The following is a 12,700-nucleotide window of genomic DNA, read 5'->3' as shown; positions in this document are numbered from 1 at the left end:
GGCCGAACCCTCGGGATGACCTGCGACTGGCGCGATCATACCTTGATGTAGATCCAGCCTTCGGCCTGACGGCGCGCGGCCTCGGCTACGCCGGAATCGATCCGTTCGGCCTGCGGGAGGATGTCCACCGTGCCGCCCTCCTCGCGGGCCAGACGATCGAGGGTCTGGGTGCAGGCCGTGAAACGCAGGCTCGCATACTCCTGGCTGAGCGCCGCAACCCGCTCGGGATACGGAGCCCGGTCCGTGCGCAGGAAATCCATCGCGTTGTTGTGCACCACGACCTGCACGTTCAGCTCGCGACCATCGGCCGCCGCGTCGCGGTACATCGCCTCGATGTCGTCCAGCAGCTCGGCCATGGATTTCGGGTCGGCCTCGTTGATATGCAGCAGGATCTGGTCAGTCTCGGTCGCCGCGACGACCTGCGGCGCGGAACCATCGGCCTGATCGCTACCGGCAATCAGCGCCGTCTCGCCGGCATCACCACCGATCCAGGCGGTTGGTTCGCCACTCCCGAGGAATCCGGCGTCGCGCGTAATCTCGTAACCCGCCAGGGACCCCAGCACGAGCGCCACCACCCCGGCCGCCATCGACGGGAACCAGTGGGTACGTGATGATCGGGAGATACGACAGCGTCCGCCGCCTGACTGGGCCGTGGGAAGGTCCTCGTAGGCCATGCCCACCAGCTCCTTGAGCTGGTGCATATCGCAGACCTCTCGGCTCAGGCGCTCGCTGGAGGAGATCAGCTTCAGTGTATTGAGGCGATCCTCGGGCGAGAATTCGCCATCGACGAACGCATTGAGAATCTCCTCGCTGGGGCGATCCTGCGCATTGAGACGGTGTTCAGCCATGCCGATTCCTCACTACCTGAAGATGGGGTCCATCAGCCGCTTGCCCCTGGTCGGCCTGCTGTTCCAACAGCACCTTTTTCAGTTGCGCCCGAGCCCGGCTCAGGCGGCTCATTACGGTCCCGATCGGCACATCCAGCACCTCCGAGACCTCTGCGTATGCGAACCCCTCCAGGTCCACGAGCGACACCACCTGTCGGTGATCCGCGCTCAACTGCGCCATCGCACGGTGGACATCCGACACCATCCGGTTGCGTTCGGTCTGCATCTCCGGACAGTCCTCGCAGGGCAGCTCCATGCTGTCCACGTCCACCGTATCCTTCTGCCGCCGTCCCCAGTCCCGGTAGCAGTTGGTCATGATGCGGAACACCCAGGCCTTCAGGGCGCTCTCGTCCTGCAGCGATTTCAGCCGGGTCAGGGCCTTCATCATCGCTTCCTGCACCAGGTCGTCGGCCAAAGCGGCGTCGTGACACCAGGCAAAGGCCATGCGGTACATTTGCGGTCGAAGGTCACAGACCTTCTGGCGCAACCGCCTCTGTGCGAACCAGGTCGCCATGTTGTATTTCCTCCATCCGCAGGGCCGTACGTGCGGCCTTGCTTGTTCTTGTACCTTGTAGGACGCTACCCCACGCAGCGCTATTCCGGTCCAGGCCCTTCTCTTTGTGGCCTGCGTCCCGAATCCCCAGCCTCAGGATACCCAATGCCCTTCGATCCGCAACAACTGGAAGCCTCCTTTGCATTCGACCCGGAGACCACCCGTGACCTGCGCGAGCGCTGGTCGCGTCTGATCACGGATGCCGTCTGGGGCGACCTGAAGACCGGGACGATCGGGGCAGTACCCCGCCTGCGCAAGCGCCTGCTGGAGCTGGGCGAGAACCTGCGGTCGCTGTTGTCCGACCGCGCCTGGATTCCGCACGAGCGCGAACGCGTGAAGGGGGCGATGGCGGCCGCGCTCAACCTGCGCGACAGCCTGCAGCAGACCGACCGGGCGGCGAAGCTGCTGAACGGAGGCGAGGATTTCGCGGCCTTCGAGGCCGACTACCTGGCCTTTCGCAAGGCGCTACTGACCTTCCTCGAACAGCACGAACAGGTCTGGGGTGATCTCCTGGAAAGCCTCTACGACGACGCGCCGGACGAGGACTGACTTTGGGCCAGGAGATCGCCGACGAGCACTTCAACGCACAGGACTACGAGCGTTTTCGCGCCGCCCTGGGTCGCGAGACGGCGCTGCTGCACGAATGGCTGGAACAGCAGACGGATGGCCCCGAAGTCCCGCCACGACTCGGGTTCGAGATCGAGGCCTGGCTTTGCGATGCGGCCGGACGCCCCCTGCCGGTCAACCAGGGGGTCCTCGAATCGATGGACAGCCCCCTGGCCACGCTGGAACTCGCCCAGTTCAACCTCGAGCTCAATTCGTCGGTCTTCCAGGTAGGCCCCGGATGCTTTGCGGCGATCCTCTCGGAGCTGAACGAGACCCTGCGCCAGGCACGCCGCGCCGCACGCCACCATCAGGCCGAGCTGCTGATGGCCGGCACGCTCCCAACCATCCAGCCGGAGGACCTCGGCCTGCACCACATGTCGCCCCAGGCGCGCTACCGCGCACTGAACACGGCGGTGCTGGAACAACGTGCACAACGGCCGCTCAAGCTCGACATCGTCGGGCGCGAACATCTGCAGCACGCCCACCGCGACGTGATGCTGGAGGCCCTGGCCACCTCGTTCCAGGTCCACACGGAGACCCGTCCAGCAGTCGCCCACCGCGCCTACAACGCCAGCCTGGTGGCCAGCGCCCCGGTACTGGCCGCAGCCGGCAATACCCCGTTTGTGTTCGGCCATGATCTGTGGTGCGAGAGCCGCATCCCGGTGTTCGAACAATCGGTCGAGGTGGGTGGCTTTGCCGACAGCGCGCGCGGCCCGATCCGGCGCGTGACCTTTGGCACGGGGTACCTGCATCACTCGATCGGCGAACTCTTTACCGAGAATCTGGAGCACTTTCCGGTGCTGTTGCCGGCCAGGCTCGATGCCCCGTCGCGGGAGCTGCGCCATCTGGCCCTGCACAACGGGACGATCTGGCGCTGGACGCGCCCCATCGTGGGCGTCGACGACCGCGGCCACCGCAACCTGCGGCTGGAGTTCCGCTGTCTGCCGGCCGGGCCCACGCTGATCGACATGCTGGCGAACACGGCGTTCGCGATGGGACTGACCGAACACCTGATCCACGAATCGCCCGACGGCACGCTGGGCACACCCTTCTCGGAGGCACGCGACAACTTCTACAATGCCGCGCGCTACGGGCTGGATGCCAGGCTGCGCTGGGGACACGCGGAGCCGGAGCCGGCCCCCCGGCTGATTCGGCGGCACCTGCTGCCGCGGGCCGCCGCGGGACTCGAGCGTCTGGGCGTGGACCCCGCCGAGGCCAACAGCCTGCTCGGAATTATCGCGGCGCGCACGGCCACGCGGCAGACCGGGACCCAGTGGCAGCGCGACTGGGTCGAGCGTCATGGTCGGGACTGGTCCGGCCTCGTGCGCGCCTATCGCGGCTGGCAAAACACCGGCTCGCCGGTCCACACCTGGGGACTCTGATTCGACCCATGACCCAAGACCTTCCCGAACTCCACGAACTGCCTGATGGCTTTCTCGACGCCACCCCGCAGAACCTGTACGAGTGCGTACCGGAGCCCACCCTGATCCACCTGGAGGGGCAACGCAGCCCGGCGGTCGCGGTCGTCCTTCTGCTGCACGGCAACGAGCCCGTGGGCCTGCAGGCGGTCCAGCAGCTGCTGCGACACTACACCGGGAAGCCCCTGCCACGGGCACTGACGCTGATCATCGGCAACCCGCGCGCCGCGGCCGTCAGCCAGCGCCATCTCGACGAGCAACCGGACTTCAATCGCATCTGGCCCGGTACCGAGCAGGCGGGATCGCCGGAGGCCGAGCGCTTCGCCGAGGTCTGTCGCCGCCTGGAACAGCGCGGGCTGTTCGCCGCGGTCGATTTGCACAACAACACCGGGCGCAACCCACATTACGCCTGCATCAACCGCCTGGACCCGGCCTTCATGAACCTGGCGGCGCTGTTCGGGCGCACAGTGGTTTACTTCACGCGCCCGCGCGGCGTCGCCTCGATGGCCCTGGCGCGTATCGCCCCCTCGGTGACGCTGGAATGTGGCCCGCCGAATGACGAGTCAGGCATCCAGCACGCCTTCGAGATGCTGGACGCGGTGCTGCACCTGGATCACTTTCCGGAGCATCCGCCACGCGCCGGCGATATCGAGATCTTCCACACCGTGGCCCAGGTGCGCGTACGACCCGGGCTGCAGGCCGGGCTGGACGCCCAGCACGATGTCCGGCTCGAACCCGACCTGGACCGCCTGAACTTCCAGTTGCTCCCGGCCCGCTCGACACTGGTGCATATCCGCCCCGAGGTCGACAGCCCGCTGGTCGCGATTGCCGAGGACGGAAGCGAGGTGACCGCTCAATATCTGGAGACGCATGGCGACGAGATCCAGCTCAAGCGCGCGGCGATGCCGTCGATGTTGACGCTGGATTCACGGGTAATCGCACAGGATTGCCTGTGCTACCTGATGGAGCCCCTGGCCCTGCCTTGACGAGCGCTCTGCCCCTGACGCCTCAGGGGCAGCCCCAACATTCTTACTTCTTGCTGCTGGTCCGGCGCTTGGTCGCAGTCGTACCGGTCTTGCCGTCGTTCAGGCTGATGATCTGCGTCTTGCTGGTGCGGTGGCGGTAGATTTCGCGCAGATAGCGAATCGCCTGCTTGACGTTCTCTCGACTCAGCCGGATGTCATTGATCGAGACGAAGCTCTGCTCGTCGCTGCACATCTCGCGATATTTTTTCTCGTACATCGGTTTGATCGCGTACCAATTGGTATCAAGGATGCGCGTCGGGTTCTCGAACTCGTTGAGCATGTCGTCCACGCGCTGTTCGTCGAATTCCTCGGCCCGGATCAGGTCCAGAACCGCATGGTCGAGGGTGTCATCGAAGCGGGTCTTGTCATTGGCGAAGCAGCGCTTGATGTAGGCAACGAACAGGGTCAGGAAGTCGTCCGACAGGCAGGGGCTCTTCACCACCAGGGTGGTCAGCGACAGGTTGGCCGAGGCCCCGATGACCAGGGCGTAGCGCTTGAGCGTGGTGTTCGGGAACAGCCCGTTCAGGTGCGTCTTCAGCCGGTTCAGGTCCATGTAGGACAGCTTGTAGTCCTTGGGCAGCGACAGGATCGTGACGATAGACGAGCAGTTCTTGAAGAAGTGCAGGTCGCGCAGATGGACCGCGTCCATGCTCGACTCCTTGTATTTCTTCAAGGCCTCGCGGTAGCGCGGGGCATCGATCGGCAGCAGGCTGATGCCCTCGATCGCCTCGGTCTGCTTGTTGAAATGCGGCAGATCGATGGAGCGATAAAACAGGTCATCGATATCCAGCGAACCCTGCCCGACCGGGGCCTGCTCGCCGGTCGCCACCTCGGACTCCGCGTAGGCCACGGCCACCGGCCCCGCCAGGCTCATGAAGAGATCGTTCGCATCCAGGCGGATCGTCTCGCCGATGTCGACCCCCGCACGGCGGAAGTAGTCTTCATCGTAGTCCGTGGTGACCGCCTGCGCGGTCAGGATGTTGAAGATCTGCTGGGAGATGTACTGGTTGGCGTACTTCTCCATGGCGTTGACATCGACGTTGCGGATATTGCCGTCGTCGGTCTCCTCCGCGTAGCGCATGATGTCGTTGGAGATCAGCATCATCGCGTTCCAGGGGCGGATGCGATGCATCATGTCCTCGTCGCGGGTCTCCTCGGCCTCGAAGTTGTAGGAGAAATCCCATTCCTCCGCGAGATACTTGCACAGCAGGCGCCCGGCATTGATGTGCAGCGCCTCGGACATCTCCACCCGGTTGTCCTGGATGTTCGGCAGGATGCAGATACCGGCGGCAAAGATCGGCTCGAACACGAACGAGTGGTCGCGGTTGGCCTTGTCGCGCTTTTCCAGCTTCGGGTCGAAGGTCTTGCGCATGTAGGAGTACTGTTGCGCCAGCCCGAATTCCGAGGCCATGCCGGAGCCCGTACCGCCGCCGGCGCTGAAGATGTAGAAGTACAGCCGCGACTGGTTGGCCTTGATCCCGCAGGAATCGATCAGATAGGAGTGGATGAACTTCCAGTCCTCGTTGGAGAACTGATCGGTGTCCTTGTTCAGGATGATGCGCGCCAGGTACTGGCCCAGGATCGGCGCGTTACCGGCCCCGCCGGCATGCACCTCGGACAGGTCCATGATCTTCATCTTGTTGTAGTTATCGATGAAGTTGTCCTGCCCGGCACGACTGGAGAAGCGGATGCGCCCCTCGATGTCCTTGTCGAGATCGCCCAGCATCACCATCGGCTCGATCAGGAATACCGGCTTCACCGCATTGGACGGCGGCAGGTTCAGGCTCTTGCGAATCCAGCGCAGCGGCCGCATCTCCTTCTCGCGGCCACCATTTTCTTCGTTGTCCAGCTCGCGCATGTATTCCGATCGCGCGCTGTGAACCAGCGCCGCCACATCGAGGGCGACGTTGGAGCCGCACCGGCCAACACCGATCAGGCACACGGACGGGAAGCACTGCTGCTTGTGTTCGTCGGCGGCGCTCCCCTTGGTCAGTCGCGGGAATACCGTGCTGCGCAGGTGATCGAGGTTCTCGAGGATTCGGTCGAGGTCGCGCTCGGTAAAGTAGTGCGGCTCTGCGCGATCCTGGGTGGTGCGCATCGACGCGCGACTGGCACCCGCGGCCGGCATGGCCATGCGCGGCCGCGACGGTGGCGCCACGACCCCTTCAGTCAGGACGTTGTCCGCATCCTCGGGCGGGTTCTCCGGCGTGGTATCGCTGGGGTTGGACGTGGACATGCCTGTACTCCTGTATGAATCGCCAAAAATGAGCGCTGGTTCCTTGCGCCTCGCACTAAAGCATGGCAAGGACGGGGTTTCAACCAGACAGGAGGCACGGGCCGACCGGCCACGTATGGCGGAGTATCACGCGATGCAGAAGCGTTCGACGGGCCGGCGGGTCGTCATACTAAATGCGGACGACACGGGGAAGCATCGTCCTGGAAAACTCAGCCGTCGCGCTCGACGCGCTCGAGCACCTGGGAGACATGATCACCCTTGCGGTAATTCGGCAGATCACGCTGCATGTCGGCCAGGGCCTTTTCGCGCGCCTGCTCGCTGTCATACCAGCGATAGGACTCCCAGTCGGGCCCCAGCAGGTGCGGCATGGCCATGGTGCTGCCTTCCGGCAGGCGGATGCGGATTCCGTAACGTTTCATGGAGTTCGTCCGATGTTGGTCCCAATGAGCCGGGACGGCCGGGGCGCAGTCTAGCCGAGCCCTGAAAGACCAGCAACAAACCGGCGCAGCCCCCCCAGAACAAAAAAGGGGCTGCAGAAGCAGCCCCTTTCGGGAAGACGGTGGTGGCTACGCCCTGATTCGAACAGGGGACCCCATCATTATGAGTGATGTGCTCTAACCAGCTGAGCTACGTAGCCACGCGGGTTGCGAATTCTCCGGAGCTGCCCACCCAAAGTCAAGTAGATGCGCGAAGCGGGTCAGATCTGCAGGCGCTCCACCACCCGTCCGTTCTTCAGGTGCTCCTCGAGGATCTCGTCGATATCGTGCTCGTCGTGATAGGTGTACCAGACACCCTCGGGATACACGACGGCGATCGGGCCCTCGTTGCAACGGTCCAGGCAGCCGGCGGTATTGACCCGCACCTGCCCCTTGCCGTGGATCCCCATCGCCTTGGCGCGATCCTTCGCGTAGGCGCGCATCTCGGTCGCCCCGTGGTCCTCGCAGCAGTTGCCGTCTTCGCGGCAATTGGTGCAGAAGAAGATGTGGCGTTCGTAGTAGCCCATCGTGTGCTCCGTCATTCGATCAGCGCATCATAGCGCGGGGTGCGAAAGATCCGGTTACTGGAAGCGATAGACCAGACTCACGTCGGTAATGGTGTCGGTATTCTCGGTACCCGGCTCGACATCGGTGTTGTGCTTGACCGTGAAGCTGGTGCGCAGTGCCAGCCGGCTGGTCATGTCTGCGGTGAGCGAGAGGATGTTTTCAATCTCGGTGTTGTCCGAACCATAAAGGATCAGGAGTTCGTCGGTCAGGCGCGCATTCTCGGAGAAGTCCCAGCGAAAGTTGCCGCCAAAGCGTGCCACGGGTTCGCGTTCGGTGCTGCCCTCGATGCGCTGCTTGTACTGCCGCATACCGCCACCCACTTCGGCGTCCAGCTTGACGGTCTCGCGATCCACCAGCCGGCGACCGTAACCGCCAGTCAGCGAGCTCTGGTACACATAACTGCTGAACCGGTCACGCTCGTAGCGTGCAGCACCGAACAGGTAATCGTGTTCGCCCAACTTGCGATCCAGCTGGTAACTGCCGACATAGCGCTGCCCGGTCGTGTCGTCGTCTTCCTCGTGGTAGTACCCATCCAGGCGCAGCCGATTGCGCCATTCTTCCGCCGTGTGCTGCGAGCGGAAGCGGGCATTGGCCGTAGTCGACTCGGTGTTCCCTGTGGTCTTGGATGCCCCGAGCTCGATACTGGTCTCCCAGCCCTCGGCATCCCAGGCGATGGCGGGCAGGGCTGGTATGCTCACCAGCATGAACAGGGCAAGCGAGGAACGAACAGGGTGGGCAAAACGCAGCATGAAACCTCTCCCGGGACAGAGTAATGGGGACGAAACCCTAGCAAAGCCCCTCGGTGCGTCGGACCAACCGCCCCGGTTTCAGGGTCTTTCCGCGGCTGACCAGTGCGTCCACTGCGGGCTGTGCCTGCCGCACTGCCCCACCTATGCCTGGCACCGAGTCGAAGGGGACTCTCCGCGCGGGCGCCTGACCCTGATGCAGGGGCTGGCCCAGGGCCGACTGGAGCCGCAGGCGCCCCGCCTGCGCGAACACCTGGAGGGTTGTCTCGGTTGCCGCAGCTGCGAGGCCGTCTGCCCGGCACGCGTACCGTTCGGCGCATTGATGGATCGCGCACACGAGATCCTGGAGGAAAACCCGCAGGAGGACCGCCCCGCCACCGCCCGTTGGCGCCAGTCCCTGCAGGCCTCGGCTCTGCGCCACGAGTCACTGCGCGCCCTCGGTGGCATGGCCGCCCGCATCGCCCAGAAGACCGGGGTGCAGCGCTGGCTGCGCCCCGGACAGCGGTTGTGGCGCACCCTGGACCATACCCGTGCCTCGCTCGCCCCGGCGCCGCGACTGGCGGACACCGTGGCCCCGGAACACGCGGATGCCCTGCTGTTTACCGGTTGCATGGATCGTTTCTTTACCGGACCGGACCTGGAGGCCGCGCTCGCCGTACTGAACGCGCTGGGGTTCCGGGTCGCGGTACCGCGCGACCAGGTTTGCTGCGGGGCACTGGAACAGCATGGTGGGCGGCCACAGGCCGCGCGCGCCCTGCAACAGCGAAACGCAGAGGCCCTGGCCGGCGAGATGCCCGTGATCGCGCTGGACAGCGGTTGCGAGGCCACGCTGCGGGAAACTCCCGAGGGCAGTCAGGGGGAGCGCAGCATGAGCCTGACCCGGTTCCTGAGCGACCACATCGAGGCCGAACCCGCGCCTCCGACCTGGCGCGACAGCCCGGTACGCGTCGCGCTGCACCTGCCCTGCACCCTGCGCAACGTGACGCACGAGACCCGCGATCTGACCGCACTGCTACAACGGCTGCCAGGCGTCACCCTGACGGACGTGTCCGGTGCCCCGAACTGCTGTGGTGCGGGTGGCACCGCGATGCTTGCGCTTCCGGAGATGTCCGACGGGCTGGGCGCGGCCACGCTGGATGCGCTGACCGCCGATGCCCCGGATGTGATCGTGAGCGCAAACGTCGGTTGCAGCGTCCACCTGCGTGCCCTGGCGGACGACTGCGGGGGCCCGCCAATCCTCTCGCCGGCCCGCTTTCTCGCCAGTCGGCTCGGCTCCGGCCCCTCCCGGACCTGACGGCCGCAATCGCTTGCGTTACGCTTTAGTTATTCCCTGCGAAACGGGCACCACCATGCGCAAACTCAGCCCCCTGGATCACCTGATCGGCCAGGCCGATGCCTTCGTCAAGGTCGTGGCCGGCCACGCCCGCTCCACCGGCCGTCCGTCGCCCGGGGGCGACGACTGGCCGCACCTGGAAGAGGAAGACCGCCAGCTGTCGACGCGCCTGATGCGGGTCAACCATGCCGGCGAGCTTGCCGCCCAGGGTCTGTACCAGGGGCAGATGCTGACCGCGCGCAATCCACAGATCCGCGAACACCTGGACCAGGCCTCACGCGAGGAAGGCGACCACCTGCACTGGTGCGCGCAGCGTGTGCACGAACTGGGCGGCCACACCAGCCTGCTGGGGCCGTTCTGGTATATCGGATCATTCGGGCTCGGCGCCGTGGCGGGCCTGGCGGGGGATGCCTGGAGCCTGGGCTTTATCGACGAGACCGAGCGTCAGGTCGAGCGCCATCTGGACCGTCACCTGGAGCGCTTGCCGAAGAGCGACGAGACCTCCGCCCGTATCCTCGAGCAGATGAAGCAGGACGAGGTGGAACACGGGGCGCATGCGATGGCGCTGGGCGGCAAGCCACCCCCCTGGCCGGTACGCAACGTGCTGATGCCGCTCACCTCGACCGTGATGACACGCACCGCCTACTGGATCTGAGACCTGCCCCGGAGGACCGGGGCTATTCGTCGGCCGGGATGTCGCAGCGGTTGGGCAGATCGAAGTGCTCGATGCCCTCGAGGATACCGCGCGCATAGGTCGCGTCGGCAAAGAAGATGCGCTGGAATCCGCGCAGCCCTTCCAGCTCCGGCTGGTGATTCCCGACCACGACCCCGAGCAGCCGCCCGCGCAGCATATCCTCGTCGTTACCGGAGTCCCCGGCCACCAGCACATGTTCGAGCGGGATGCCCCACTTGTCAGACAGGTAGCGCACCGCGAGCCCCTTGGAGGCGCGCACCGGAAGCAGATCCAAGTAGCGCTTGTGCGAATAGATCACGCGCGCGTGCAGGTCTTCGCGGTACAAGCGGGTCTCGATGCTCTCGGCATCCAGCTCCCCCGGAGGATCGACGAAGAAACTCACCTTGAACGCCCGCTGGTCCTCCTTGGGCTGCAGCTCCAGCCCGGGCACCTTCAGCAGGCACTCGCGCAGGCGGTCGGGCTCCCAGCGGTGGCTGATGTGCCGTGCCCAGCCGCGATCCTCGGTCCGCTCCGCCCCGTAGTGGATCTCGCTGCCCACCGAGGTAATCCAGACGTCCGGCGCGGGCACCCCGTGCTCTTCCAGCACGGCCGCGGCGGAATCCAGCCGCCGGCCCGTGGCCACACCGAATACCACCTGCTTGCGGTGGCGTTTGAGCCAGGCGACAAAGGCCCGCGTGGCCTTGTCGTTGCCCAGCAGGGTGTTGTCGATGTCCGTGATCACGGCACGGTCGGCCTTGGCCAGCCGACCGGAGGTCGAGCGCTGTTCGCGCCGTGTCTGGCGCACCTCCTTGCTGAGCGCCTTGACCAACCTCACGTACTTCTCGGCATGTCCGTCCCAGGAGTAGTGCTGGCGCACGCCCTTCAGGCCCGCGCGCGAATAGCGCTGCCAGCGCGGGCGGTCCGCGAGGATGCCCTGGATCGCATCGGCGATCCCTTCCGGGTCCAGCGGGTCGACCAGCAACCCGTTGTGGCAGCGCGAGATGATCTCTTCGGGCCCCCCGTCATTGGTGGCGACGATCGGGGCCCCGCTGGCCGCGGCCTCGATCAGGGTCAGGCCAAACGGCTCGGTCAGCGCTGGATTGACGAACACCCCCTTGCTGGACGCGACCAGGCGGTAGAGGTCCGGCACGTCCTCGGGGCTGTGGTGCTTCGGGTAGGCCACACGGCCGTAGAGGTCGTGGCGGTCGATGCGCAGCAGGAGGTCCTTTAGTACGTCGCGCGCACCCTTGTCGAGGTCGCGGATGTCATCGCGATTGCCGGCCACGATCACCAGATTGGCGTTCTCCCGCAGCCACTCGTTGCCGGCGTAGGCCTCGACCAGGGCGCGGATGTTCTTGCGCTCGTCGGCCCTGGAGAGCGCCATGATCAGCGGGCGATCCGGCTTTTGCAGAAACCGCCGGATCTCGGGCCAGATCGGCGGCTTGCGCTGGCCGCGTTTGGGCGGGTAGAAGCGTTCGAGGTCGGTCCCGGGTGGGATCACCTCCATGCGTTCGGGCTGGTAGTTGTCGTAGGTCGCGTACTGCTCGCCAATCTCCTGGCGAGTGCTGGCAATCACCCGATGGGAATGGGCCAGGGCCTCTTCCTCGGCGTGGATGCGGGTGGCGATGTTATAGCGCGACTCGATGTCGTCGTCGGACATCCCGCCCTCGCGCAGACGCTCGCGCTTGACCCGACCCAGGGAATGCCCGGTCTGGAGCATCGGCGCGCCCAGCAGGTTGGACAGGCGCACCGCCACATGCCCGGCATCGGCGTAGTGCCCGTGAATCACGTCCGGGCGCAGCCCCACCTCGCGGATATGCCCGAGGGCGTTGTCGGCGAAGCAGTCGAGATAGGGCCAGAGCTTTTCCTTGCGCAGGTAGCGTTTGGGTCCGCAATCCAGACGCACAATAAAGGCGCCGTCGCCGAGTGGCTCCTCGCGTTCGGCGTAGTCGTCCGCGACCCGGCTGTCGACAATGCGCCGTGTGAGCAGATCGACCCGCCCCACCTGCGGGTGTCGCGCCAGCGCGCGCGCCAGCTCGACTACGTACAGCGTCTGCCCACCGGTGTCGGCGTCGCGCCCCAGCTCCAGATCCCGCCCCCGCATCAAGCCGTGGACACTGATCAGGACGAGGTACAGGCCCTCCCCATCACGGGCCTTGCTCTGGGTCTTTTTCATGGAC

Annotated in this window: 12 protein-coding genes and 1 tRNA gene; 5 read left to right on the top strand and 8 right to left on the bottom strand. The window is 65.5% G+C overall.

Annotated features, from left to right (window positions below; genetic code table 11):
* Positions 1 to 35 precede the first annotated feature (35 nt).
* Positions 36 to 848 carry a hypothetical protein gene (locus tag F791_RS0107170; protein ID WP_012983664.1) on the bottom strand — a complete coding sequence of 271 codons (813 nt, stop codon included), beginning with the start codon at positions 846 to 848 and terminating at the stop codon, positions 36 to 38.
* A complete protein-coding gene (locus tag F791_RS0107165; protein WP_012983665.1) occupies positions 841 to 1,401 on the bottom strand; it encodes an RNA polymerase sigma factor in 561 nt (186 codons plus the stop codon). Before F791_RS0107165 ends, F791_RS0107170 begins: the two co-directional genes overlap by 8 nt.
* 144 nt (positions 1,402 to 1,545) lie before the next feature.
* Between F791_RS0107165 and F791_RS0107160 the strand changes: the two genes are divergently transcribed.
* The 3 genes from F791_RS0107160 to F791_RS0107150 are packed head-to-tail and all read left to right on the top strand — an operon-like array spanning position 1,546 to position 4,450.
* Positions 1,546 to 1,989: a hypothetical protein gene (locus tag F791_RS0107160; RefSeq protein ID WP_012983666.1), complete on the top strand. Its 444-nt coding sequence runs from the start codon at positions 1,546 to 1,548 to the stop codon at positions 1,987 to 1,989.
* A 2-nt stretch (positions 1,990 to 1,991) separates the two neighbouring features.
* Positions 1,992 to 3,428, top strand: a complete 1,437-nt coding sequence (locus tag F791_RS0107155; RefSeq protein WP_018649104.1) for a glutamate--cysteine ligase GCS2 — start codon at positions 1,992 to 1,994, stop codon at positions 3,426 to 3,428.
* Positions 3,429 to 3,436: 8 nt separating this feature from the next.
* Positions 3,437 to 4,450, top strand: a complete 1,014-nt coding sequence (locus F791_RS0107150) for a M14 family metallopeptidase (protein WP_018993211.1) — start codon at positions 3,437 to 3,439, stop codon at positions 4,448 to 4,450.
* 43 nt (positions 4,451 to 4,493) lie between these two features.
* Here F791_RS0107150 and F791_RS0107145 read toward each other — a convergent pair whose 3' ends face one another.
* The 5 genes from F791_RS0107145 to F791_RS0107125 form a co-directional block, all read right to left on the bottom strand.
* Positions 4,494 to 6,725, bottom strand: a complete 2,232-nt coding sequence (locus F791_RS0107145; protein WP_018138910.1) for a hypothetical protein — start codon at positions 6,723 to 6,725, stop codon at positions 4,494 to 4,496.
* A gap of 209 nt (positions 6,726 to 6,934) precedes the next feature.
* Complete coding sequence (locus F791_RS0107140; RefSeq protein WP_018138909.1) at positions 6,935 to 7,144, bottom strand: hypothetical protein; 210 nt, start codon at positions 7,142 to 7,144, stop codon at positions 6,935 to 6,937.
* A 141-nt stretch (positions 7,145 to 7,285) separates the two neighbouring features.
* Positions 7,286 to 7,362, bottom strand: a tRNA-Met gene (locus F791_RS0107135).
* Positions 7,363 to 7,422: 60 nt separating this feature from the next.
* Positions 7,423 to 7,728 (bottom strand): ferredoxin, encoded by a 306-nt coding sequence (locus tag F791_RS0107130; RefSeq protein WP_018138908.1) that lies wholly within the window; start codon positions 7,726 to 7,728, stop codon positions 7,423 to 7,425.
* Between the two features lie 54 nt (positions 7,729 to 7,782).
* Complete coding sequence (locus F791_RS0107125) at positions 7,783 to 8,517, bottom strand: YdiY family protein (RefSeq protein ID WP_018138907.1); 735 nt, start codon at positions 8,515 to 8,517, stop codon at positions 7,783 to 7,785.
* Between F791_RS0107125 and F791_RS0107120 the strand changes: the two genes are divergently transcribed.
* Both F791_RS0107120 and coq7 read left to right on the top strand, forming a co-directional pair.
* Positions 8,516 to 9,808, top strand: coding sequence for a (Fe-S)-binding protein (locus tag F791_RS0107120; RefSeq protein ID WP_081616975.1), 1,293 nt, complete (start codon positions 8,516 to 8,518; stop codon positions 9,806 to 9,808). The two genes, F791_RS0107125 and F791_RS0107120, sit on opposite strands and share 2 nt — an antisense overlap.
* Positions 9,809 to 9,863: 55 nt before the next feature.
* Positions 9,864 to 10,502: a 2-polyprenyl-3-methyl-6-methoxy-1,4-benzoquinone monooxygenase gene (coq7, locus tag F791_RS0107115; protein ID WP_018138905.1), complete on the top strand. Its 639-nt coding sequence runs from the start codon at positions 9,864 to 9,866 to the stop codon at positions 10,500 to 10,502.
* A gap of 22 nt (positions 10,503 to 10,524) precedes the next feature.
* Here the strand turns inward: coq7 and F791_RS0107110 are convergent, their stop codons facing one another.
* Positions 10,525 to 12,696 carry an HAD-IIB family hydrolase gene (locus F791_RS0107110; RefSeq protein WP_018138904.1) on the bottom strand — a complete coding sequence of 724 codons (2,172 nt, stop codon included), beginning with the start codon at positions 12,694 to 12,696 and terminating at the stop codon, positions 10,525 to 10,527.
* Between the last annotated feature and the right edge of the window lie 4 nt (positions 12,697 to 12,700).

It is taken from the genome of Thioalkalivibrio sp. ALRh (assembly GCF_000381425.1).
In the GTDB taxonomy this organism is placed as follows: domain Bacteria; phylum Pseudomonadota; class Gammaproteobacteria; order Ectothiorhodospirales; family Ectothiorhodospiraceae; genus Thioalkalivibrio.
The sequence above is the reverse complement of the archived record's forward strand: the minus strand, read 5'-3'. Positions and strand labels throughout refer to the sequence as shown.

Excerpts from the sequence above, each read along its gene's own strand:
- F791_RS0107170 (WP_012983664.1), bottom strand. The coding sequence starts at position 848 with ATGGCTGAACACCGTCTCAATGCGCAGGATCGCCCCAGCGAGGAGATT.
- F791_RS0107160 (WP_012983666.1), top strand. The coding sequence starts at position 1,546 with ATGCCCTTCGATCCGCAACAACTGGAAGCCTCCTTTGCATTCGACCCG.
- F791_RS0107110 (WP_018138904.1), bottom strand. The coding sequence starts at position 12,696 with ATGAAAAAGACCCAGAGCAAGGCCCGTGATGGGGAGGGCCTGTACCTC.
- F791_RS0107125 (WP_018138907.1), bottom strand. The coding sequence starts at position 8,517 with ATGCTGCGTTTTGCCCACCCTGTTCGTTCCTCGCTTGCCCTGTTCATG.
- F791_RS0107120 (WP_081616975.1), top strand. The coding sequence starts at position 8,516 with ATGAAACCTCTCCCGGGACAGAGTAATGGGGACGAAACCCTAGCAAAG.
- F791_RS0107145 (WP_018138910.1), bottom strand. The coding sequence starts at position 6,725 with ATGTCCACGTCCAACCCCAGCGATACCACGCCGGAGAACCCGCCCGAG.
- F791_RS0107150 (WP_018993211.1), top strand. The coding sequence starts at position 3,437 with ATGACCCAAGACCTTCCCGAACTCCACGAACTGCCTGATGGCTTTCTC.
- coq7 (WP_018138905.1), top strand. The coding sequence starts at position 9,864 with ATGCGCAAACTCAGCCCCCTGGATCACCTGATCGGCCAGGCCGATGCC.
- F791_RS0107130 (WP_018138908.1), bottom strand. The coding sequence starts at position 7,728 with ATGGGCTACTACGAACGCCACATCTTCTTCTGCACCAATTGCCGCGAA.
- F791_RS0107165 (WP_012983665.1), bottom strand. The coding sequence starts at position 1,401 with ATGGCGACCTGGTTCGCACAGAGGCGGTTGCGCCAGAAGGTCTGTGAC.
- F791_RS0107140 (WP_018138909.1), bottom strand. The coding sequence starts at position 7,144 with ATGAAACGTTACGGAATCCGCATCCGCCTGCCGGAAGGCAGCACCATG.